The organism is Mycobacterium gordonae (genome assembly GCF_002101675.1).
Classification (GTDB): domain Bacteria; phylum Actinomycetota; class Actinomycetes; order Mycobacteriales; family Mycobacteriaceae; genus Mycobacterium; species Mycobacterium gordonae.
This window is the reverse complement of the sequence record NZ_LQOY01000050.1, coordinates 34,010-55,617: the sequence shown is the minus strand read 5'-3', so window position 1 is coordinate 55,617 and position 21,608 is coordinate 34,010. Positions and strand designations below refer to the sequence as shown.

The window sequence follows — 21,608 nt, the reverse complement described above, 5'->3', positions numbered from 1 at the left end:
ACACGGCACAATAAATACGACCACGTGGCCTACTTTTCGACCGTCACTCCTGGCCTACGTTTGGACCGTCGTCAACACTTCGGACCGACAATGCTCGTCGAGGCCACCGCGCCCTAATGGAAGCGGTGAAGATCCTGGAAGTGCAGCCGCGAAGGACTCCCCGCGTAAGGGGGGTGCGCAGCGTTCAGATGCTGACGGCGGGAACTGTGGAGGCCCTCCCCGGCCGAAACGCACTGAGATTTGTTCGAAATGGCTTGTCCTGTAACTGGTGCCGAGCTAGGAAGTGAATGGGTGTCGGGAGGGAGTCGGAGGTGGTCCTAGTACCGTTCGAGCCGCAGGACAACACGCCATGCGGCCGGCCCTGAGTTCGGTGATAGTGCGGGTTATCTCGGGCAATTCTGGGCGGCCGAGGCGGTCGATGGCTGTGCGGGGGGACCCGGCTGCCTCCAGGCTATCTCGTTTCTCTAGGCCTCCGAGGAGGTTAAGTGTCAAGTCCTGATCGGCTTCTCGCCTCGGCGAGCAGTCTCACTTCGGTTGCGCGGTGGCAAACTGAGAGTCGAGTCGGGCGTGGGATCAGCGCTTCACCCCGGATTAGCTGGGACGATCAACCCGTGTCCGGCATCATCGAAACTGTCCCCAGATGAGTTGCTGACCACCCCGCGTGCGGTTCGCCGGCGGATGGACTTCGACCGACCGGTCCCGCAGGAGGTGATCAAGGACTGTGTTCGCATGCCTTACCGGCACCGTCGGGTTCAAACCGCCAGGGGCACTTGATCGTCATCACCGACCCTGACCAGCGCGCCCGGCACGCTGACCTCTACCGCGCTGCCTTGACGAATACCGTGCATCGGCGACTCACGACGGGGGCCTCTTCGCCGCCGGCGGCGAACACAGCGCGGACTCATCAGGCGCGGTCAAGGCGGTAAAACGATGAAGGTCTAGCCCGGATTTTTCGTATCGGATGGTGTGAGCTGATTCTGATTCCGAGTTGTGTTGCCGGGTAGTGTTTTTGGTGTGATGGTGTGATCGATCTGTCCCGTGTCGCCGGGTGGGGCGGGCTTTCCAGGGCCGGTAGGTCCTTCGTGATCGGTGGGCAGTCGGGCTGGCGGTTATCCGAAGGCGGTGCGGATGGTCTGCCAGGCGATTGCGATGGGGATGGCCCAGCGCCAGGTGAGGTCGATGCGTAGCCGCGTCCTGCAGGGCGCCGCGGGTGATGCGTGCGGCGACGTGCAGGACGCGGTAACGGAAAGTGGTGATCTCGACGCGGGCCAGGCCGGGATCGTTTCTGAAGCCGATGAGTCGGCACCAGGTGACCAGATCGGCAGCGGCGAGGGTTGTCTCGAGCCAGGCGGCTTTGGCCCAAAAGGACTGGCAGGGCAGGTTGCGAAGGCCGGTGGCCTTCAGTTCGCGGATGCGGTCTTCTACGCGGGCGTGTTGGCGGTGCCGTAGTTCCAGGCCGGCGACCTGGCCGGGTACGACGCCGGGGGGCGTGTCGGTGATGAAAGGCGGTGACCCGCATGCCGTCGGCGTCGGTGAACCGCAGCTGCGCGCCAGGATGGGGTCGTTCCTTGCGCAGGATCAGCCGGGTGCCGGGCGGCCAGCTGCTCAGGTTGACCAGAGTGGTGGCCTCGGCGACCCAGGCGCCGTCGCGGAGCCCACCTGTGGTGTCGATCGCCGGGTACCAGCCCTCGGCGAGGTTGAGGGTGTCCACGGCGTCTTGCACCCGCCAATCGACGGGGTAGCCGAAGGAGAACCCCACCCCGGCAGCGTGGCAGGCGTCGGCGAAGTCGTGAGTGGCCCCGGCGGTATCGCAGCGCACCAGAACCTTCGGCCGGTCGGGATCATCGCCACGACTCGGGTCGGGTCGCCACGGCGCGGGCAGCGCCGCCAGCGCTTGCTGCAAGACGATGACGGGGTCACTGGCGGTATGGAGCCGGCGTTGCCGGTGCGCAGCAGCCCGGCCAGGGCCTCGCCACCGGCGATCTCGGGGCGGTCCAGGAACGCCAGCAGCGGATGGTGCCCGAACGACTTCTTCCAGGTCGGCGTCGCACCGATCTTGTTGTCGGAGTGGTCGATCACCAACGTGGCGTCGTGCCGTTCTCATTCACGTTAGGGCAGGAGACTCCGAGTGGTTTTGTGGACACCCGTGGCATGACACTGTCGCGGAGCCAAGTGTTCACGCTGTACTCGGCCTCGGTCCCGACTGAGTTCCAGGCCCTGCTCCTCAACGACGGCAACGGCGACCCGCTGCGGATCCTGGCTCCCCGGAGCGCCCAGCCCGGCGGCTTGGCCACCTGGCTCGATTAGCCTATCGACGCCTTCTGGTCGAATTATCAAGCTAACCAATTCATTACGACGGCCCTGGCTACACGGTGACTGGACAGGTCGACGCCAGCGGCCTTTTCCAGTACAGCGTTACCCCGGACGGGGGGACCGCCTCGATGTATACGTGCGCCCGAGTCGGCACAGCTGGCCGGGCACCCGGCGCCGGCCACCACCAGGAACGTGAGGAGGCAAATGATGCAGACCTCCTGCCTGCCTGACTAGGCACAACGCGTCTTGGACCGCTATGCGTATTCCGGGAAACGGCGGGATGCGGTACTGCTGCGCTTGAACTATCTCTGTGATAGCCGGCTCGCCGAGACCGGACTGCTGCAGATTCGCTTGACGTCGTGCTCACGCCTGGTTTCATGCTGCACCCGTATCGTCGGCGCGGACAATAGGGGGAGCGGGCACGGAGAAGTGGCTCGAACCGGAGGGCGACGCGCTTGGGCGCTGCGCTGCTCAAATCGCGAACAGCGTTGCCCCGAACAAGATTGCCATCGCAGCTGCTGTCATCGCCTGCGCGACATCGCCGAGTGGCCCGAGACGCGTTGCGGTGTGCCGCTTCTCGACGAAGTATTTGGATACCCAGAAAACTGCGGCGACCGTGAAAATGACGGCTCCGAGCCAGTTCATTGCGGTGAACCAGGTGGGTACTTCGTTGCTCGCCTGTTCATTCATCGCCGCCATATCCATGCCGGGCATCGGAGTGCTCGGCGAGTGTGGGGAATGAACGGGGAAGGGGTTGTTCATAGAGGCATACATCCACGCCGTCGCCAGCATCATCAACGCGTGATACCCGTTGGACATTCGGGGATAGCGTGTTCGGTTCGCGATGATGGCTATCACGACGAACCACAAGGCCGCCAGAAGGAAGAACACGGCGGGTCCGAGAGTGGGTACCCGTGTGCCCCACGGCCAAGCCATCACGGCCATGGAGATGGCCATCAGCAGGTGTAGACCGTGGCTGACTGCCGCGGTGGCCGAAAGGCGTCTGATGAGAAGCGGTAGGCCGCATTCAGTGGCTCCCAACGCAAAGAGTGCCGTGACGACCCAGCGCAGCAGCAAATCGTGGATCATAAGATCGCAGGCCGCTCCGATCGCGGTGGTTGAGGAGATTGTGGATCGCCGGGACAGCAGTCCGTTGTCATCGGTCGCGGCCGAAGCGCCGAAGGCGCAGGGAGTTGGTGACCACGCTTACCGAGGACAGCCCCATGGCGGCGCCTGCGACGACGGGATTCAGCAGCCCCAATGCCGCCAGGGGTATGGCGGCGGTGTTGTAGCCAAAGGCCCAGCCCAGGTTCTGGTGAATGGTGCGCAGCGTCTGCCGGGAAAGCTGGATCGACCGCACCACACCGTCGAGGTGGTCGGACATCAGGGTGATGTCTGAGGCCTCAATGGCCACATCGGTGCCGGTTCCGATCGCGATCCCCAGGTCGGCTTGCACGAGTGCCGGGGCGTCGTTGACACCGTCACCGACCATGGCGACCAGCCGGCCCTGCTCTTGAAACCTACGGACCTCGTTGACCTTGTCTTCGGGCAAGACCTCGGCCAGCACCTGGTCGATGCCGACCTGATCGGCGATGGCTGCCGCAGTGCGGGTGTTGTCGCCGGTGATCATGGCGACCCGCAACCCCATCGCATGCAGCTGACGCACGACGTCGCGGGCGTCGTCTTTAATCGTGTCGGCGACCGCGAGCACGCCGACCACTCGATCATCGCAACTGACGAATACCGCTGTGCGGCCTTGGGCTTCGAGTTCGGCGGCGGCTGCCGCCAAACGATCGGGCAATCGCAGGCCGTTTTCCTCGATGAGTTTGCGCCGGCCCACTACCACGCTTCGGCCCTCAACATCGGCCCGCACTCCGTGGCCGGCCAGGCTGCTGAACGCCGTGGCGGTCGGAATGTCGATGCCGCGCTCACGGGCGCCGGCGACAATGGCCGCGCCGATGGGATGCTCGGAGCCCGACTCGACTGCGGCGGCAAGCCCCAGGACAAGATCAGTTTCCAGCCCGTCATCGGCTGTGACGTCGGTGAGTTGCATTTGGCCGCGGGTGAGGGTGCCGGTCTTGTCGAACACCACGATGTCGATTTTCTTCGACGCTTCCAAAACCTCGCCGCCTTTGACCAGGATGCCCATTTCCGCGCCGCGGCCGGTGCCGACGATAATTGCGGTGGGTGTGGCCAGCCCCAGCGCACAGGGGCAGGCGATGATCAGCACTGAGACCGCCGCGGTCATGCCCGCGATCGGGCTGGCCGCGAAGATCGCCCAGCCGGCAAACGTCAGGGCGGCCACGCCCAGGACGGCGGGAACAAATACCGCCGAGACCTGGTCGGCCAACCGCTGGACGGGGGCTTTGCCGCCTTGGGCCTGCTCGACCAGGCGCACGATCTGGGCCAGCGCGGTGTCGGCCCCGACGGCAGTGGCACGCACGGTCAGCAGCCCATCGATGTTGACGGTGGCCCCGGCCACTGTGTGCCCCACCGATTTCTCGACCGGCACAGATTCACCGGTCAGCATGGACTCGTCGACGGCGGCACGTCCCTCAATGATCCGGCCGTCGACGGGAATCTTCTCCCCGGGTCGTACCAGCAGCAGGTCGCCGACTTGCACCTGCTCCACCGGCACCAGAATCTCTTGGCCGTCGACGAGCAAGCAGGCTTCCTTGGCGCCCATTTCTAGTAGTTTGCTGATCGCCTCGCGGGTCTTACCGGTCGCTCGGGCCTCGAAATAGCGGCCCAACACCACGAAGGCGATGATCAGAGCCGCGGTGTCGAAGAACAGCGGCCCCCCGGCGATGAGCTGGTAGGTGGAGTAGGCGAACGCTGTCAGCGTGCCCAACGTGATCAGCGTGTCCATGTTGGCCGTGCGGGCCCGCGCCTGCTGGAGGGCCCCGGTCAGGAACGGCCAGCCGGCCACGAATTGCACCGGCACCGTCGCCGCGAAGGCCAACCACCCCACCCAGGAGGCGCCGAACACCATGGGCGCCGCCATCGATACCAACCCCAGCGGCACGGCCAGCCATACGCGTCGCAGCCACTTGCGCTGCTCGCCGTCGGCGTCTGCCGGTGGCTCCCCGTGACACGACGCCGCTGGCTGATGACAGCCGCCCTGGCCGGCAACCGGTTCGGCTGCAGGGCCGGTCGCGAGTCCCAACAGCCGATAAATCCCGCCGGCAATTTTTTGCACCACTCCGGGTTCGCCGGATCGCGCGGAGTGGGCGGCGCGTGCGGGGACCGATTCCGCGGGCGTGTGCTGGGCGTCCTCGATCGCCGACATGACCGCAGCAGTGTCGCAGTCATCTGGCGAATACCAGATCACTACCGAGGCCGATCGCGGGTAGGCACGGACCGCCAGCACACCGGTCACCTTGGCAACAGCATCTTCGATCGCGACCGCCCGTGTTTCGTCGAGGTCAAAACCGTTGACGCGCACACGTATTCGTCCGCCACCCTGGGAGATGATGGTCAGCGTGGGGCAGATGTCAAGACCAACCCGGGTGTCAATGGCAGGCATCGCCGGCCTTGGGAGTCGAGGTCGAGGTTGTCGGTACCACCGTGGGGGGTTCGACCCGTTCTCCGATGCGGTCTGCTGCCTCAGCCAGGACGTCGGCCACTGCCAACCGAGCACGCTCGGCACCAGCTTTGGTCTTACGCTCGGTCGCGCGCGCGGCGCGAAGGCCCACAGCGGTTGCGCTGACCGTCACCTTGCGCCAGGGCGCCTTCGCCAGGGCCTCATAGGCCGCGGCGCCGACGAGTCCGGTCACCACGGTAGGCACCGCCTTCACCAGAATTCGCTGCCACGCCATCTTGAACACTTCCTTCCCATTGCTGGCTGTCACGGGTTGCGGACAGTCAGGTTCTCAATACGCCCGTGTCGCTGTGCGGCACCTGGTCAGCAGGCGCAGTCCTTTCCATGGCTGAGACCGTACCCCCATAGGGTACCCGCCGCAAGCGGGGAATCGGAAGGTCGGGGCGGATCGCCGGCAAGCCGGCAGGCCGTGACCTGAGCTGCGCAACGGGCCACAAGCGGCCGCCGGGAGCGTGGCTGAGCTGCGGCTACAACCTCGGCCTGGGTATCGGGTCGGCGGCGTCAGGTCAATGCCGAACGCAGGAGCCATCTCGGCCGCTGGTGGCGCGAAATGCCACGTTGCTGGACGTGCTGGCGGGTATAGTGGCGTCGAGGACGTCATTGGTGGCCGACCACGCACGCTCAGCTCGCGGCAACGAAGTGAACCACCCGATGACCAGAATGCTGGGAGTGCAGGTGGCAACCACATACGGGTATGCGGCGAATAAAGACGCATACGCTAAGCGCCTACGCAGAGTCGAGGGCCAAATCCGCGGTATCTCCAAAATGATCGACGAGGATAAGTACTGCATCGACATCCTGACCCAGATCAGCGCGGCCAGCAGCGCGTTGCGGTCTGTGGCTTTAAACCTTCTCGATGACCATCTCGATAGCTGCGTCAGTCAGGCAATCGCTGAGGGCGGCGCACAGGCCGACGCGAAGCTCACCGAGGCTTCGGCGGCGATCGCCCGACTCGTGCGCTCCTAACCGTTGACCCATCGCCGACTGCTTGCGGACCGCTCACCGGCGTGGGTGATCCTTCGCGGCCGGTTTAGGATGGCGTGCTCGTGTGATGTCGGCGCGGGGGCGCACCGGCTACCGCAGTGGTGCTGTTGAGAGCACGTCCCATAGCGGCCCCGCCGTAACGCCGATCCCCAGGCTCAATGCTGCCGCAATAATCGCGGTGCGCGCAGACCATTCGCCGGTGGTGAAATCACTAAGAATTTCGGGCTTCTGGAACACCGGAGCGATCCAACGCAGATAGTAGACGAGGCTCAGCAGGCTGTTGAGGAACACCACCACGGCCAACCACGCGAGACCACCGTCCCAGACGGCCATGGCGGTGGTGAGTTTTGCGACGAAGACACTGGTGGGTGGGGTGCCGGCCAGTCCGAGCAGCGCCACCAGCAGCGCCCCGGCCAGCCAGGGCCGGGTGCGCGCCAGGCCACGGTAGGCGCTGAGGTCGCGCCGATCGGGCAGCGCGGTGCTCACCGCGAACGCCGCGCTGTTGGTCAGGGTGTAGCCGATTAGATAAAACAGCAACGACGGAAGGGCCAGTCGGCTGTGGCCGGCGACGGTGATCGGCACTAGGAGGTAGCCGACCTGGCTCACCGTCGACCAACCCAGGAGCCGACGGGGATCCTGCTGTCCGTAGGCGGCCAAGTTGCCCAATGTCATACTCGCGACAGCGAATATCGCGATCAGCAGTGGCCATGCAACCGTGTGCGGCACCACGGCGGCCACGCGGTACAGCGCGATCAGTGCGCCGATTTTGGGCACTGTCGTCAAGTAGACGGCCGCGACACCATGGGCGCCTTGGGTGGCGTCGGGAACCCAGAAGTGCCCGGGCACGCCGCCTGCCTCGAACATCAGACCTGCCACCACGGCCACGACCCCTGTCACCACCACCGCTACCGGAGCGCCCCGCAATTGTGCGGCAAGGTCGTTGTAGCGGGTGGCCCCGCTGATCCCGTAAAGGACGGTCACACCCAGCAGCAAAGTGATCCCGAACAGGGCGCCGATCAAGTAGGTCTTCACGGCTGCCTCGGCCGCCTGGCCCGAGCGCGACAGTCCGATCAGCCCGTAAAGCGGGATGCTGGCCAGCAGGTATCCGGTGGCCAGCACCAGCAGGTCGTCAGTTCCGGCGAGCACCATGACGCCGGTGGTCGAAAACAACAGCAGCGCATAGGTTTCGCTTTCCCGCGCCGTGGCTGTGATGTCGTCGCCGGCCAGCGCCAGAACCACCAGAACGCCGATCGCGGCGGTGATCCGCGCCACCGCGGTGGTGGTGTCGGCGGCGAAGGCTCCGTCGAACGCTGTCTGATCCGGTGCCGTGATTCCTACCGCCGAGACTACGACGACACCGATAAGCGCTGCGGCTGCGACGATTCGGGCCCACCATTGTCGCTGGCGCGGCATAAACGATCCGCCGATCAGCACCAGCAAGCCACCGCCGAACGTCAGCATCTCCGGCAGCATCAGCAGCGGCCGCATCGCAGTGTTCACAAGCTATCTCCCCACCAGCCCGATCAGCGTGCGTGACGCCGGCTCGATCACATCCAGCAGTGGGCGCGGCACAACGCCGATCAAGATCGAGAGCGTGAGAAGCATTCCTGCCGAGCCGGTTTCGGAAGGGTGCAGATCGAGGAAGTTGTGCGAGTGGCCACGGGTCTGGCCGGTGAAGATCCGCTGCAGGGCACGCAGAAATAAGGCTGCGGTGATCAGGATGCCCGGCAGCGCGAGCGCGGTCAGTGGTGCGGCGGCGATGGCGCCGGTGAAGATTTGAAACTCGGCGATAAAGCCGGAGAATCCCGGCAACCCTAAGGAGGCGAACGCGCCGAGTGTGAACAGCGCAGCCAGCTTCGGGGCGGGTCCAGCCAGGCCACCGTAGGAATCCATGTCGTAACTGCCGGCGCGGTCGTAGAACACCCCGGCGAGCAAGAACAGCGCCCCGGTGATCAGCCCGTGGCTGACCATTTGTGTGACCGCTCCGCTGACCGCCACCGCACGCGCCTGGTCGCTGCTGGGCGAGAGCAGGCCGGCAGCGCCGAGCGCCAGCACGATGTAGCCCATGTGGTTTACCGAGGTGTAGGCGACCATGCGCTTGAAGTCCTGCTGCGCCAATGCAACCAGGGCTCCGTAAAGCACCGAGACGACGCCGACGGCGATGATCGCCCAGGCCCACGCGCGCCAGGCGTGTGGCAGCATCGGCATCGCGATTCGCACGAACCCGTAGGTGCCCATCTTCAGCAGTACCCCCGCCAGCACGGCCGAGCCGGTGGCCGGAGCGTCGGTATGAGCGGGGGGAAGCCACGTGTGGAAGGGCACCGTGGGTGTCTTGACCGCCAGACCGAGCAGGATCGCCGCGAGGACCAGCCCGCCGGCCAGGGGGCGATCTGCCAGCGGGTTGGCGGCGATCAGCTCGAGCATGTCGAAGGTGTGCGGGTTGGCGGCGATGTACAAGCCGATGAAGCCCACCAGCAGCGCCAGTGAACCCAGGAAGGTATAGAGGAAGAACTTCAGCGCCGAGCGGGCGGCGTTATCGTGGCCCCATCCGGCGATCACGAAGTACATCGCCACGATCGACAGGTCGAAGAACACGAAGAACAAGATCAAGTCCGCGGCGACGAACAGACCTAAGCTCGCGGTCTGCAGAAACAGGAACAACGCCACCTGTGACCTGGGCCGGTCGCGACCCCGCAGCCCATAGAGCGCGCAGGCCAAGAAGATCACCGCCGACATGAACACCAGCGGCAGCGACACACCGTCGACCCCGATGTGGTAGCTGCTGTTGACCCCGGGGATCCAGCGGGCCCGCTCCTCGAAAGCCAGCCGGTTGGGGTCCGGTGTCGCATAGCGTGCCCACACCAGCACCGTCAGCGACAGATCCGCAGCGGTGACGGCGACCCACACCCAGCGGGCTGCGGCTTTGCCCGACTTCGGTAGCGCAAGCACACCCGCCGCGGCGGCCAATGGCAGGAAAACGATCAAACTGAGCACCTGGTCACCTCACCGCGATCAGAAGCAGGACGGCTGCCACGATGACCACCACGGCAGTGAGGTAGTACTGGTGCAGTTGGCCGGTCTGCGGCTTGCGCGCCAGCGCCCCGAGCTGACGCGTGCGGGTTGCCACCGATTCCACCGCGGCATCAACACGACGGTCATCGATGCGCGCGGCCCACCGGCTCGCTCGCAGCGACCCGGCAGCGACCCAGTCCACGGCGCGGTCGAGAACGCCGTCGTCGAACCGGGCCAGCGCGTGAGCCAGGCGCAGGGTGGGACGGGCGACCACCGTGGTGGCGGCCCGCTGCAGACCGAGCCAGTTGGCGGCCCATCGCGGCTCGGGCACCCCCCACCGCGCTACCGCGGCCACGACCAGCAGCGCCAATAGCGCCGACGTGGCCAGTTCGGCCGTGGCGGGGTGGACGGTCGAGCGGTGGTCAAGGACACCGCTGAGCGTCGGCGCGATCGGCGGCAATGCCAACACCCCTGCCACGGCGGCACCCACGGCGAACACCAGGATGGGCAACTGTCCAAAGACGTTGAGCCCTTGAGGATTCGGCGAATCTCCGATCGGCGCTGGGGCACCCCACAGCGTGATGAGGATTTTCCCCGCGTAGGCCGCCGACAGCGCGGCGGCCACCAATCCCACGAGATAAAGAGCGATCGAATGGTCGAGCGCAACCGCTAGCACCGCGTCCTTGGTCGCCCATAACGATAGCGGCGCGATACCCGCCAAAGCGGCCGCACTGATGGTGGCGGACCAGCCGAGCAGCGGCCATCGCCGGGCCACACCGCGCAGCGTGTCGAGCTGCTTGGTGTCCAACAGTGACAGCCATGCGCCGGCGGCAAGGAAGAGCCCGCCCTTGGTGAAGGCGTGCGCGACCAGCTGCGCGGCGCCGCCGCTGATCGCCCCGACCCCAGCTGCCATCACCACGAATCCGAGCTGCGCCGCGGTGGAGGCGGCGAGCAGCTGTTTGAGGTCGCGTTGAGCCACCGCGACAGCACCGAGCAACACCGCGGTCACGGCCCCCGTCCAGGCCGCCCATTCGGCCGCCCATCCCGTCGCTGCCAGTAGCGGCTGGATACGCAACAGCAGGTATGCGCCCATGGCCACCATCGCTGCGGAATGCAGTAACGCGCTGACGGGGCTGGGGCCCTCCATTGCCCGGGAAAGCCAGAACGAAAACGGCAGCTGCGCCGCCTTGCCCAAGGCGGCGATGAACAAGCCGACCGCAATGACGTTGCGCCACGTCACGGTTGCCTGGGGCAGGTCGGCCAGCGCAAATCCCGCGCCGCCGGCAAGCGCCGCGCCGGCGCCGACATACAGCCCGAGATCGGCGCTGCGGGTGGTCACGAATGCGGTGAGGCCGGCCGACATTCGAAAGTCGTCGCGCCACCAGAAGCCGATCAGCGCATACGACGCTGCCCCCATCACCTCCCAGGCCAGCAGCAGCGCGGGCAGGGTGGCGGCTGTTGCGGTCAGCAGGGCGGCGGAGGCGAACAACAGCATCAACCCGTGGAATCGGCCCGCCGCGTCGCGGATGTCCGCCACGGCGAACATCAAGACGAAGAAGGTGACCATCGCGACCGCGGGGATCACCACTGCCGACAGGCTATCGACGGACAACCCGAACTGCCCGCCCGCGACGAACGCGACGCTGACCGCGGGGTGAGTGATCGCGACCACGATCGACAACGCCAACACAACCGCCGACACCGCGATCGATATTCCAGGCGCGAACCGATCCCCGCGGCGCGTGAGAAGCAGTGCCGCGCCGCAGCCTGCCGGAAGACAGATCAACAGCCATAAGGCTGGCTGCGTCGTCGAAGTCACCCCGTTCACCCGGCCAAGTCGGCAGCCGAGTCGGTCATGTCTGTGCGGCGCTCCCGGTGCAGCAGCGTGGCCGCCGCGAAACCCATCGCCATCTCTACCGTCATGGCGGCGATGATCACCAGCGCCATCACCTGTCCGGCCGGTGCGGGTGAACAGAACCACCAGAATCCGCCGGCCGCCAGGATGACGGCGTTCATCATCAGCTCGAGGCCCATCATCACCATGACCACGACTTGCTGTGAGAGTGCTCCGTAGAGGCCGACGCTGAATAGCGCCGCGGCGACCAGTAGCACGGTTTGCAGCGTCATCGGCCCAATCCGCCGGGTTGTGGATCGCTCGCGGGTTTGCGTTTGAGATTGTCGCCGAACCGGTCATAGCGGCCGCGGCGGGCGGCCAGGACGATGCCGGCGACGATGGTCGCGACCATCACCGGGCTGATCACCGTCATGGCCAGCATGCTGGGGCCCATCAACTCCTGGCCGAGGGCGAAGGTCAGATCCTTCGGCGGTGCGCCGCGCCGCGCCGGCCAGTCGGTCAGCAGGATCCCCGACGCCAGAATCAGGAACGTTCCGATTGCGGCGGCTACGGCGCGTCGGTTGTCGTGCACCATGCTCATGGGCATCAGCGCCGGGTTCATGCCCATGAACATGACCATGTAGACCGCCATGACCGCCATCTCCATCACCATCATCAAGATGATGACGATGCCGATGTAGTTCTGCTGCAATAGCACAACCACTATGCCGACCGCGATGAACGAAATGGCCAGAGCGTAGGTGGCGCGGGCCATGGAGTCGACGACGAAGACCGCGGTTCCGGCCAGCACGGCGGTCACTGCTAGGACGCCGAACACGATGTGGACAGTCATGAGAGTCACTTCCTCACTACGATCTCACTGCGATGATGGCCACGACGAGGTCTTGGACAAGCGTGAGCGGCAAGAGCACCATCCACCCGATCTCTAAGAACTTTTCGGGCCGCAGCACCGGAAGCCGGCTGCGCAGCCAAACGAACACCGACAGCACGGCGATGGTCTTGAGCAGCACCCACGACCAGGCCGGTAGGAGCGGACCGGCGCCGCCGCCGAGGAACATCGGCACCGCGAACGCCGCACCGGCCGCCAGGAGGCTGTAGCGGCCGGCCTGGAATACGAGTCGATCCACGCCGGACAGTTCCGCGCTGACACCGCCGGCAATATCAGCTCCCAGTGCCGCGGAAAAGGGTCCCCACACCGAAAAGGCCACCACCCCAAGGCAATACACGACGAACGCGATCGGCATCCATACCGCGAACCACAGCCCTTGTTGAGCGGCGGCCACATCGGCGACCCGGAGACTCTGCGCGGCGACGGGCGGGGCGACCAGCGCGAACATCAGCGGCATCTCGTAGCCGAGCCCGTGAGCCAGGAATCGATACGCGCCGACGAGGGGATGGGCGGAATTTGCACCCCACCCGGCAAGCCACACCAGTGCCCACACCATGACATCCATGGCGTTGAACCACATGACCCCGACGTCGAGATCGGCCAGCGTCCAGCGCCCGAGCGGCACCACAGTCACCATGAGCGACGCGGCGAGAATCAGGCCCGCTCCGCCGGCGCGCCACAGCAACGTATCGGCGGCCACGGTGGTGCGGCGGCGCTGCCGCATCAGCCGTGCGACTTCGTAGAGCGCAGTGCCCGGTTTGCCGCCGTCAGCCGTGAGCACGACGTCGAGGGTCGCCGCGTAGAAGCCGAGGCACAGCAGCAAGGCGACACCGGCCAGCGCCCAGGCGCCCGAAACCACCGTGACCGAGACCTCAGCCATAGCGACCGCCCGGATGCGGTGTGGTGTCGATGCCCAGGCTGGCGATCACCAGCCGGGCGGCCCCGACGTCCAGTCCGCTCACCAGCCCAGGCACTGCGTCGAAGACGCCGGTTGCAGCTGCGGCGACACCGCTTGGTCCCGTCGTGAGCGCGTGCCGCGCCATGTCGACCTGGGCGAGGAGGCGGTCGTAGCAGTCACCGGCCAGGGCCGTGGGCAGCTCGAGGGTCTTGCAGTCCTCGGGGGTCAGCGATGCGACGTCGCGCAACGACCAGCGCAGCGTTGGCGAGCGGCGAAGTTTACTGTGCAGGGTGTCCAGCAGGGAAGCGGCGTGCCCGGCGTCGGCCTCGCCGAGCAGCTCGTCCCGCGCGCGACGGGCGATTGCGGCCGCACCCGGCCAGGCGGCCAGTGCCAGCAGATCAACGACATGATCACAATGTCGCGCCGCGAGGTGGGCCCTCGGTCCGGGCGGCGGAACGTGGTCGCCGACTTCTCTGTCGGCGATCCACGTCTCGGCTTGGGTGAGCACGTCCCCCTGCAACGAGCACCGCACCACCAGCCCCGCGGGCCAGTAGCGCAGGACCGGCCCAAGGCGAAGGTGCAGCACATCCATTTCCAATCCGTCACGGTCGTCGCCACCTTCGGCCAGCGCAATCCCAGCCGGCGCCATGTCCATCCCACCGTGGTGCATGTGCTGGTGTGCGCTGTGGTCCGTGTGCTCGGGCTTGCCGCGACTGCGGGCGTTGTGCTCGGTGTGCTCGTGCTCGACGTGGTTGCCGTGCTGGTGGTGCTCGTGCTCGCCGTGGTTGCCGTGCTGGTGGTGCTCGTGCTCGCCGTGGTTGGTGGCGTGGTGCTCCTGGTGCTCGTGTTCGCCGTGGTCATTGCCGTTCAGCTCCGGAGATTGCGCCCGCTCGCGCGCGTCCCGGCGGTGCACTTCGACCTCGGCCAACTGCATGGCCGCACGGTGCAGTGCCGATTCGACCGCGCTGGAATCGGGCAACTCGACGCGAACCCGAGGACCTGGCATCTGATCCCAGACCCGGTCGATCGCCTCATTCAGTTCCGGTCCCGGTGTACCGCAGATCGCCAACACGTCAGCGTCCGCGGGGGATTCAGCCACGCACCAACCGCGGACTCGAAGTCGGTGTTCGGTCTGTGCGCGCACCACCCAGAACCCAGGGGCCTCTACAAGGAGCACGTGCGCCCGGCGTGCTGCGCATCGCGCCAGCCGGCGTGTCAGACCCATCGCAGGGCGCCCTCGCGCCACGCCCAGGCCACCGCCACCAGCAGCGCTGCCAGAAACGCAAACATTTCAGTGATGGCGGTCGCGCCCATTTTGATGACGACCAGTGCCCAGGGATACATGAACAACATCTCGACGTCGAAGGCGAGGAACACCAAGGTCGCCAGATACCAGCGAACGTGATATCGCGACAACGCATGCTCTTCAGGTGGCCACCCTGACTGAAAAGGCAGTGTTGTCAGCATGTTCGGGCTGATCGCACTGACGCGATGCAATCCGTAGACACTGACAAGCCCAGCCACGGTAACCGATAGGGTCCACGCCACACCCGCATACATCGCGGCTCCTAGTCTGTTGTGGTCGCCGAATCGGTACCCTTGCGGCCGCTTCTCAAACCCTTGCCGTCGATCCCTTGTCCGTTGGCGGCCTTGGTCCGCGATATGCGTCCCCGGCCGCCGGTCAATGGCCGTCGACATAAGGTACCAGCCCTAGCCGGGGGGAATCTTCAACCGACGAAGGGTACGGGCGCGAACACGTTCGTTGCCCGAGGCCGACAAGACGAAGCTGCTTGTGCCGCTTCAGTTTCATCGGCGCCGCGGCCGTGGCACGATCGACTCAAATGCACGAATCAAGAGACTGCCCCGCGACGTGCGATGAGGATCTGCTGTCCTGCTTAGGGCCGGGCTTTCCGCCGCTGTCGGGCAGCGATCCCGGCCGCGTTGCCAGGATCCGCGACGAGGTGGCGCATGGTTTTGCGGCCCTGGCGGACGTCACCCATGCCGTGTCATTCTTTGGTTCCGCGCGGACGCCGCCGGATCACCCGCACTACAAGATGGCGCGAAAGATGGCCGCGCGCCTGGGCGGTTTGGGATTCGACATCATCACCGGCGGTGGGCCGGGGATCATGGAGGCCGCGAATCGGGGCGCCCGCGACGCCGGCGTGCGGTCGATAGGCCTGGTCATCGAGTTGCCCTATGAGCAGCAGCCCAATCCGTTCATCGACCTCTCCCTTCAGTTCAATTACTTCTTCGTGCGCAAGCTGATGTTCGTCCGCTACGCCTCGGCGTTCGTGGTCCTTCCGGGCGGCTTTGGAACGCTCGACGAACTTTTCGAGGCCCTGACGCTCATACAGACTCAGAAGATACGCAACTTCCCCGTCGTGCTTGCGGGTTCGGACCACTGGACCGGGTTGGAGCGGTGGATTCGTGATCGGCTGCTCGAGACGGGACTGGTATCGGGAGCAGACGTCGACCTGCTCGTGATCGCCGACGATCCGGACGAGATCGGCGAGCTCGTCAAGCGATGGCGCCGCCGACAGTTGGAGACCTACCGTCCATCGCGGTGAGGCGATGTCGAAACGCGCACGATCTGAGTCGTGGCCATTCGTCGGGCCTGTGCGACGTCGGGTCCTTAAAGGCCTAACGACCGAAGGCCCAGGACGAGATGTCAGACATCCGCACGCGGAGCTGATCGTGTGAATAGACTTCCTCGCCACTGCGGCGGTAGGTAACTCGCGACAGGTGCATGTACTCGTGGAGGTCGCCCCCGTTGGGGCAGTTCGGACAGTTGCCATCGGTGGAGGTCTGTCGGCTGTGGTCCCCACCGACCGTTTGAAGGTAGCCAAGGACCTTCTGGTCGAAATGCCAGCAGGGCTCGATGATACCGGTCACAGTTCCCCCTGGCAGGTGCAGCGTCACATCGACGTCTGCGCCGGGCGTGTGCGGATTGGACTCGATTGCGTTGATGATCAGGTGCAGTGAGCGGTCGATCGTCCCTGGCGCGAATGGTGTCGTGGCCGCGGTCACGGTGTCGGCTTGGTCTTTTGCCATCTGCTGTCCCTTCGTCGCCGCATCGATGGTGGGGCATGTGGGCGGGTAAACCGGGTACAGGCTAGTTCTACCGCATGCCGCACCCACGACACCGCGATTGCGGGGAGGAAATCGGGGTGCACCTCTTCATCCGCCGCCTTGATTACCCTAGGGGGGTATGGTAGACAGGAATCATCCGGCGCTTGGCAGCAGATTGGAGAGCGGCATGAGTACCTTGACCGTGATTGTTTCTGGGATGACCTGTGGGCACTGCGCTTCCTCTGTTCGTGAGGAAGTTGGCAGCATTCCTGATGTCACGGCAGTGGACGTGGAGCTTGGCAGCGGCAGGGTGACCATTGACAGCGATGGCGTGGTCGAGCTGGATGCGGTCAAGGCCGCGGTGGAAGAGGCCGGCTACCAGTTGGTTCGCTAAGACGACCTGTCGCGATTGGACTGAAGGAAACAGAGCATGGATTCCGCCACGGAAACCGCCCGGCATCTTGAGCTGCGGATCGGTGGGATGACGTGTGCTTCGTGCGCCGCCCGAATTGAGAAGAAGCTCAACAAGATCGACGGCGTCAGCGCCTCGGTCAACTATGCCACCGAGAGGGCCAGCGTTGACTACGTTGGCAACGTCGCACCCGATCAGCTGGTGATGACGGTGGAGCAGGCGGGCTATACCGCCCAACCGCCCAGCCAGGGTTCACCGGCCACGAACGACGAGTCTGCCGTGCCGGGCGCAGCGACCGATCCGGCGGCGGCGATCAGGCAACGACTACTGGTTTCACTGGTGTTGACCGTGCCGGTGCTTGCGATGGCCATGGTGCCCGCCCTGCAGTTCGCCAATTGGCAGTGGCTCTCGTTGACGCTGGCCGCGCCGGTGGTGGTGTGGGGTGGGCTTCCATTTCATAGGGCCGCGTGGGTGAACCTGCGGCACCACACCGCCACCATGGACACGCTGATCTCGATGGGGACGATCGCCGCATTGGGTTGGTCGGTGTATGCGTTGTTCTGGGGCACCGCCGGGATGGCGGGCATGAGGCACCAATTCGAGCTGACAATCTCCCGTACCGATGGCACCAGCAACATTTATCTGGAGGCGGCCGCAGGCGTCACCACCTTCATTCTCGCCGGCCGGTTCTTTGAGGTCCGGTCCAAGCGGCGGGCCGGTGCGGCGCTGCGGGCGCTGCTCGAACTCGGCGCCAGGGTGGTCGCGGTGCGCAAAGACGGTGTCGAGCACCGCATTCCGATTGAGCAACTCGCCATCGGTGACGAATTCGTGGTACGCCCTGGCGAGAAGGTGGCTACCGATGGCCTGGTTATCGAGGGCTCCTCGGCGGTGGATGCCTCTATGCTCACTGGTGAGTCGGTGCCGGTTGAAGTCGGCCCCGGAGATCAGGTAGTGGGCGCCACCGTCAATGTTGGCGGGCGAATCGTGGTGCGCGCCAACCGGATCGGGTCGGATACCCAGTTGGCGCAAATGGCGCGGCTGGTCGAAGAGGCGCAATCGGGCAAAGCGCAGGCGCAGCGGTTGGCCGATCGGATCTCGGGAATTTTCGTGCCGATCGTGATCGCGCTGTCATTGGCGACACTCGGGTTCTGGATCGCGGCAACCGGATCGGTTGCCGCCGCTTTCACTGCGGCGGTGGCGGTGCTGATCATCGCGTGCCCGTGTGCCCTGGGTCTTGCCACACCGACCGCCTTGATGGTCGGCACCGGCCGTGGGGCACAACTCGGGATCTTGATCAAGGGACCCGAAGTGCTGGAGTCCACGCGGCGAATCGACACCATCGTGCTCGACAAGACCGGCACCGTCACCACCGGCAACATGGCCCTGCTGGATGTCATCGCTGCACCCGATGAGCAGCCCGCCGAGGTGCTGCGGTTGGCGGGCGCGCTGGAGGACTCCTCCGAGCACCCGATCGGCCGCGCGATCGCGAAGGCAGCTCGTGACAAAGTCGGTCAGCTGCCCCCCGTCGAGGGTTTCGCCAACCGGGAAGGGTTGGGCGTGCAGGGCATCGTCGACGGTCACGCCATGACAGTGGGCCGGCAACTGCTGGCGGATCGCTGCCAGCAGCTACCGGACAGCCTCACCGGGTCGCTGGGTCAGGCCGAGTCCGAAGGCAAGACCGCGGTCGTGGTCAGCTGGGACGACACGGCCAGGGGAATCCTGGTGGTCGCCGATGCGGTGAAGCCGACGTCGGTCGAGGCCGTCGAGCGGCTGCGTGCGCTGGGATTGACCCCGATCATGCTGACGGGCGACAACGCAGCCGCAGCCCGTGCCATCGCTGGGCAGGTGGGCATCGACCAGGTCATCGCCGACGTGCTGCCCCGAGACAAGGTGGAGGTGGTGCGACGGTTGCAGGCCCAGGGCAAGGTGGTGGCCATGGTCGGTGACGGTGTCAACGACGCCGCGGCCCTGGCGCAGGCCGATCTGGGGCTTGCGATGGGGACCGGTACCGACGTCGCGATCGAGGCCAGCGATCTGACACTGGTTCGCGGTGATCTGCGCGCGGTGCCCGCCGCCATTGAGCTCTCGCGTAAGACGTTGGCGACGATCAAGGGCAACCTGTTCTGGGCGTTCGCCTACAACATCGCCGCACTGCCGCTGGCAGCCGCGGGCCTGCTCAACCCCATGTTGGCGGGTGCGGCGATGGCGTTCTCCTCAGTATTCGTGCTCACCAACAGCCTCCGGCTGCGCACCTTCAAACCGCACGCATAGCCAAAGCTGCCACCGAGCGGGAAACGAGTAGGCACGCTGGCGTCATCACAGTCGACAGTGCAGACACCAGCGGCGATGCGACGTGGTCAGTCGCTATAGCCGGTGTAGTTGAGCAGGGACTGCATGCCCGCCTCCAGGTGGTAGGTGTGGTGGCAATGCACCACCCAGGTGCCCGGGTTGTCGGCGACGAGCACCGCGTTGAGTTTTTGGTTGGGCAGCACGATCACGGTGTCTTTGCGGGCGCCCAGGCTGCCGTCGGACTTGATCACTTGGAACGTGTGACCGTGCAGATGCATGGGGTGGTACATCATCGTGGAATTGGTGAAGGCGAGGGTGGCTCGCTGGCCTTGTTTGACGGTCACTGGTGGATTGTCCGGGTAAGGCTTGCCATTGATGGACCAGTCATACTTCTCCATCGATCCGGTCAGCTCGAGCGGCAGATTCACCTCCGATTGCGGCGACCCCAGGGTGGCCGCCGGTGAAGCGGTGAAAATGTCGACGGTACCGACCCGGCCGTTGAGCTCTGAGGGCTGGAAGCTGGCGTCTGGTGGGGCGCCGGCCGCGGTCGACAGCATGGCTCTGCCCGGCATCCCTTTCTTGCCTTCGGGTACGGCGACCAGCGGGAACACCCCGTCACCGGCGGTGACGACGACGTCGTAGCGCTCGGCCATGCCCAGCAGCAGCGCGTCGACGTCGGTGGGGACGACGGGATAACCATCGGTGTGGGTGACCGTCATGACGTGACCCGCCAGGGCTACCCGAAAGGCGGTCTCGGCACCGACATTGATGAGACGGATGCGGATGCGCTGTCCGGGTTTGGCGTTGAACGTGGTCGGTGCCGCCGGCACCCGTCCATTGACCAGGTAATAGGGGTAGTCAACGTCGCCGGAGTCTCCGGCAAGCAAAGCGCTGCGGCCGACCGCGGACATTCCGGGCATGTCATGCTCGCCCGGGGCCGAGGCCGGCATCTGGGTGCCCCTCAACTCGTCATAGATCTGTTGTGGACTCTTGCCGATTCCGTCAGTCCAATCATCAAGCAGCACAATCCATTCGGCGTCGTAGCGGCCTGGGTCGGCGGGGTCGTCGATGATCACCGGCAGATACAGCCCGTAGTCTGTCTGCAGGCCGACGTGTGGATGACCCCAGAATGTGCCTGGATGAGGCGACGAAAACCGGTAGGTGAAGTCGCTGTTGGCGGCGATGTTTGGGGTGGCGGGAAACGCGCCATCCATGTCGTTGCGAAGGGCGATGCCGTGCCAATGCACTGAGGTAGGGCTGTTGAGCCGGTTCTTCACCGTCACGGCCAGTTCGTCGCCGACGTTGGCGCGGATCAGCGTGCCGGGCAGGGCGTCGCCGTAGGCCAGTGTGCGGGCGACGGGCCCGCCGAGGTCGATGGACGCGGGTTGCGCTGTCAGTGTGGCGGTCACGGTGCGTCCGGTGTGCGGCCGGGCCCGCTCGGTGGCTGCGATGGCCTGCCCGAGGGTGGGTGAGGGGTCGCTGCGGCCGCATGCTGACAGGGCCAACCCGGCTGCGCCGGCGGCCGAGGCAGCGAGCAACGCCCGCCGGTTCAGTTGAACGGCATCCCACCCTACTTTCACCACTGTTCCCTTCCTGGACGTTTTAGACGGTTTGCCTGCAGCTAAACGGGTCACGGCGGCAGCCGGCGCCGAGTATTCGGAGCAGGTCAGCCTGCGCTCACCGCAGCTACGCGTCGCGAAGTGCTTGCGCGGATAGTCGAGTACCCGCTGCCCGAATCGCTACCCGTCCCTAATGCACCCACCAGCCTCGGCTGCGGCACCGACGGTGTGCGCCACCACAGTTCACATTGAACTGGAAAACGACCCGCCCACCTGCTGGCCCCTGGGGTGCTCTGAAGCATCCCGGATTTGGTGCACACCTTTTTCGTGTGATCGGTGTGCTTTCGATCTGGTGGTGGAGCATGGTAGGGGCTGTGGGCGCTAGGGTTGGTTCGGCGGGTTGGCGTCGTGTGAGGCAGTCCAGATCTCGGGGCGGAGCCGCCCGCGATCGGGTACCGGCAACCCGGCGTTGCGGGCCCAGGCGCGGACCTGTGCGGTTGGCGGTGCCGGCGATGCGGGCGCCTCATCGAGTTCGCTGATGCCAAGAGTGTGGGTGAAACGCGTTGCAGGGCAGCTTTTTCGGTGATCGCCCAGGCGTGGGTGGCGGCGAGGAACCGGTAGGTCCATTTCTGAGCGAGTCGGCGGGTCTCGCAGAACACAACGGGCACGCTCGGCCAGCGGATCTGCAGTTCGGCCAGGCCGTCGGCGATTACAGCGGGGCGGACAC

The 21,608-nt window shown here is 65.7% G+C and carries 20 protein-coding genes and 1 pseudogene; 5 read left to right on the top strand and 16 right to left on the bottom strand.

Annotated elements, in window-relative coordinates; translation table 11 throughout:
* Positions 1-855: 855 nt before the first annotated feature.
* Positions 856-1,404 carry a hypothetical protein gene (locus AWC08_RS39580; protein WP_371934630.1) on the bottom strand — a complete coding sequence of 183 codons (549 nt, stop codon included), beginning with the start codon at positions 1,402-1,404 and terminating at the stop codon, positions 856-858.
* A 151-nt stretch (positions 1,405-1,555) separates the two neighbouring features.
* Positions 1,556-1,819 (bottom strand): annotated as a pseudogene (locus tag AWC08_RS39575) (IS1380 family transposase); the annotation flags it as partial.
* Between the two features lie 272 nt (positions 1,820-2,091).
* Here AWC08_RS39575 and AWC08_RS35070 point away from each other — a divergent pair.
* Positions 2,092-2,307 (top strand): glycoside hydrolase 64/thaumatin family protein, encoded by a 216-nt coding sequence (locus tag AWC08_RS35070; protein WP_082986266.1) that lies wholly within the window; start codon positions 2,092-2,094, stop codon positions 2,305-2,307.
* Between the two features lie 477 nt (positions 2,308-2,784).
* On the opposite strand, the gene AWC08_RS08830 is transcribed toward AWC08_RS35070, so the two are convergent.
* From AWC08_RS08830 to AWC08_RS08820, 3 genes are all read right to left on the bottom strand, one after another.
* A complete protein-coding gene (locus AWC08_RS08830) occupies positions 2,785-3,402 on the bottom strand; it encodes a DUF5134 domain-containing protein (protein ID WP_055581878.1) in 618 nt (205 codons plus the stop codon).
* A 67-nt stretch (positions 3,403-3,469) separates the two neighbouring features.
* Positions 3,470-5,764: a copper-translocating P-type ATPase gene (locus AWC08_RS08825; protein WP_069433260.1), complete on the bottom strand. Its 2,295-nt coding sequence runs from the start codon at positions 5,762-5,764 to the stop codon at positions 3,470-3,472.
* Between the two features lie 61 nt (positions 5,765-5,825).
* Entirely contained in the window at positions 5,826-6,131 is a 306-nt protein-coding gene (locus AWC08_RS08820) for a DUF1490 family protein (RefSeq protein ID WP_065133457.1), read from the bottom strand.
* Positions 6,132-6,574: 443 nt separating this feature from the next.
* Here AWC08_RS08820 and AWC08_RS08815 point away from each other — a divergent pair, with 443 nt between their 5' ends.
* Positions 6,575-6,880 carry a metal-sensitive transcriptional regulator gene (locus AWC08_RS08815; protein WP_055581888.1) on the top strand — a complete coding sequence of 102 codons (306 nt, stop codon included), beginning with the start codon at positions 6,575-6,577 and terminating at the stop codon, positions 6,878-6,880.
* Between the two features lie 108 nt (positions 6,881-6,988).
* On the opposite strand, the gene AWC08_RS08810 is transcribed toward AWC08_RS08815, so the two are convergent.
* From AWC08_RS08810 to AWC08_RS08775, 8 genes are all read right to left on the bottom strand, one after another.
* A complete protein-coding gene (locus AWC08_RS08810; protein WP_065133454.1) occupies positions 6,989-8,386 on the bottom strand; it encodes an NADH-quinone oxidoreductase subunit N in 1,398 nt (465 codons plus the stop codon).
* 15 nt (positions 8,387-8,401) lie between these two features.
* Positions 8,402-9,892 (bottom strand): complex I subunit 4 family protein, encoded by a 1,491-nt coding sequence (locus AWC08_RS08805; protein WP_069433256.1) that lies wholly within the window; start codon positions 9,890-9,892, stop codon positions 8,402-8,404.
* A 4-nt stretch (positions 9,893-9,896) separates the two neighbouring features.
* Positions 9,897-11,729, bottom strand: a complete 1,833-nt coding sequence (locus tag AWC08_RS08800) for an NADH-quinone oxidoreductase subunit 5 family protein (RefSeq protein ID WP_069433259.1) — start codon at positions 11,727-11,729, stop codon at positions 9,897-9,899.
* 5 nt (positions 11,730-11,734) lie between these two features.
* Positions 11,735-12,037, bottom strand: coding sequence for an NADH-quinone oxidoreductase subunit NuoK (nuoK, locus tag AWC08_RS08795; protein ID WP_055581874.1), 303 nt, complete (start codon positions 12,035-12,037; stop codon positions 11,735-11,737).
* Positions 12,034-12,597, bottom strand: coding sequence for an NADH-quinone oxidoreductase subunit J (locus AWC08_RS08790; protein ID WP_055581873.1), 564 nt, complete (start codon positions 12,595-12,597; stop codon positions 12,034-12,036). Before AWC08_RS08790 ends, nuoK begins: the two co-directional genes overlap by 4 nt.
* 16 nt (positions 12,598-12,613) lie before the next feature.
* A complete protein-coding gene (locus AWC08_RS08785) occupies positions 12,614-13,534 on the bottom strand; it encodes a complex I subunit 1 family protein (RefSeq protein ID WP_069433255.1) in 921 nt (306 codons plus the stop codon).
* Positions 13,527-14,651: a hypothetical protein gene (locus AWC08_RS08780; RefSeq protein ID WP_231752709.1), complete on the bottom strand. Its 1,125-nt coding sequence runs from the start codon at positions 14,649-14,651 to the stop codon at positions 13,527-13,529. The genes AWC08_RS08785 and AWC08_RS08780 overlap by 8 nt, the downstream gene beginning before the upstream one ends.
* A 116-nt stretch (positions 14,652-14,767) precedes the next feature.
* Complete coding sequence (locus tag AWC08_RS08775) at positions 14,768-15,112, bottom strand: NADH-quinone oxidoreductase subunit A (RefSeq protein WP_055581870.1); 345 nt, start codon at positions 15,110-15,112, stop codon at positions 14,768-14,770.
* A 281-nt stretch (positions 15,113-15,393) separates the two neighbouring features.
* Between AWC08_RS08775 and AWC08_RS08770 the strand changes: the two genes are divergently transcribed.
* Positions 15,394-16,119, top strand: coding sequence for an LOG family protein (locus tag AWC08_RS08770; RefSeq protein WP_055581869.1), 726 nt, complete (start codon positions 15,394-15,396; stop codon positions 16,117-16,119).
* 73 nt (positions 16,120-16,192) lie between these two features.
* Here AWC08_RS08770 and AWC08_RS08765 read toward each other — a convergent pair whose 3' ends face one another.
* Positions 16,193-16,603 carry a hypothetical protein gene (locus AWC08_RS08765; RefSeq protein WP_055581868.1) on the bottom strand — a complete coding sequence of 137 codons (411 nt, stop codon included), beginning with the start codon at positions 16,601-16,603 and terminating at the stop codon, positions 16,193-16,195.
* A gap of 205 nt (positions 16,604-16,808) precedes the next feature.
* On the opposite strand from AWC08_RS08765, the gene AWC08_RS08760 reads away from it, so the two are divergent.
* Positions 16,809-17,015 (top strand): heavy-metal-associated domain-containing protein, encoded by a 207-nt coding sequence (locus tag AWC08_RS08760; RefSeq protein WP_055581886.1) that lies wholly within the window; start codon positions 16,809-16,811, stop codon positions 17,013-17,015.
* 36 nt (positions 17,016-17,051) lie between these two features.
* Entirely contained in the window at positions 17,052-19,304 is a 2,253-nt protein-coding gene (locus tag AWC08_RS08755) for a heavy metal translocating P-type ATPase (RefSeq protein WP_085087691.1), read from the top strand.
* A gap of 86 nt (positions 19,305-19,390) precedes the next feature.
* Here the strand turns inward: AWC08_RS08755 and AWC08_RS08750 are convergent, their stop codons facing one another.
* Together AWC08_RS08750 and AWC08_RS39570 are read right to left on the bottom strand one after the other, a co-directional pair.
* Entirely contained in the window at positions 19,391-20,905 is a 1,515-nt protein-coding gene (locus tag AWC08_RS08750; protein WP_069433254.1) for a multicopper oxidase family protein, read from the bottom strand.
* A gap of 357 nt (positions 20,906-21,262) precedes the next feature.
* The gene (locus AWC08_RS39570; protein WP_419196907.1) at positions 21,263-21,508 is read right to left on the bottom strand and encodes an Lsr2 family DNA-binding protein; all 246 of its coding nucleotides are present in this window, start codon (positions 21,506-21,508) and stop codon (positions 21,263-21,265) included.
* Between the last annotated feature and the right edge of the window lie 100 nt (positions 21,509-21,608).

Excerpts from the sequence above, each read along its gene's own strand:
- AWC08_RS08830 (WP_055581878.1), bottom strand. The coding sequence starts at position 3,402 with ATGATCCACGATTTGCTGCTGCGCTGGGTCGTCACGGCACTCTTTGCG.
- AWC08_RS08820 (WP_065133457.1), bottom strand. The coding sequence starts at position 6,131 with ATGGCGTGGCAGCGAATTCTGGTGAAGGCGGTGCCTACCGTGGTGACC.
- AWC08_RS08815 (WP_055581888.1), top strand. The coding sequence starts at position 6,575 with ATGCTGGGAGTGCAGGTGGCAACCACATACGGGTATGCGGCGAATAAA.
- AWC08_RS08810 (WP_065133454.1), bottom strand. The coding sequence starts at position 8,386 with ATGCGGCCGCTGCTGATGCTGCCGGAGATGCTGACGTTCGGCGGTGGC.
- nuoK (WP_055581874.1), bottom strand. The coding sequence starts at position 12,037 with ATGACGCTGCAAACCGTGCTACTGGTCGCCGCGGCGCTATTCAGCGTC.
- AWC08_RS08790 (WP_055581873.1), bottom strand. The coding sequence starts at position 12,597 with ATGACTGTCCACATCGTGTTCGGCGTCCTAGCAGTGACCGCCGTGCTG.
- AWC08_RS08785 (WP_069433255.1), bottom strand. The coding sequence starts at position 13,534 with ATGGCTGAGGTCTCGGTCACGGTGGTTTCGGGCGCCTGGGCGCTGGCC.
- AWC08_RS08775 (WP_055581870.1), bottom strand. The coding sequence starts at position 15,112 with ATGTATGCGGGTGTGGCGTGGACCCTATCGGTTACCGTGGCTGGGCTT.
- AWC08_RS08770 (WP_055581869.1), top strand. The coding sequence starts at position 15,394 with ATGCACGAATCAAGAGACTGCCCCGCGACGTGCGATGAGGATCTGCTG.
- AWC08_RS08765 (WP_055581868.1), bottom strand. The coding sequence starts at position 16,603 with ATGGCAAAAGACCAAGCCGACACCGTGACCGCGGCCACGACACCATTC.
- AWC08_RS08760 (WP_055581886.1), top strand. The coding sequence starts at position 16,809 with ATGAGTACCTTGACCGTGATTGTTTCTGGGATGACCTGTGGGCACTGC.
- AWC08_RS08755 (WP_085087691.1), top strand. The coding sequence starts at position 17,052 with ATGGATTCCGCCACGGAAACCGCCCGGCATCTTGAGCTGCGGATCGGT.
- AWC08_RS39570 (WP_419196907.1), bottom strand. The coding sequence starts at position 21,508 with ATGGACCTACCGGTTCCTCGCCGCCACCCACGCCTGGGCGATCACCGA.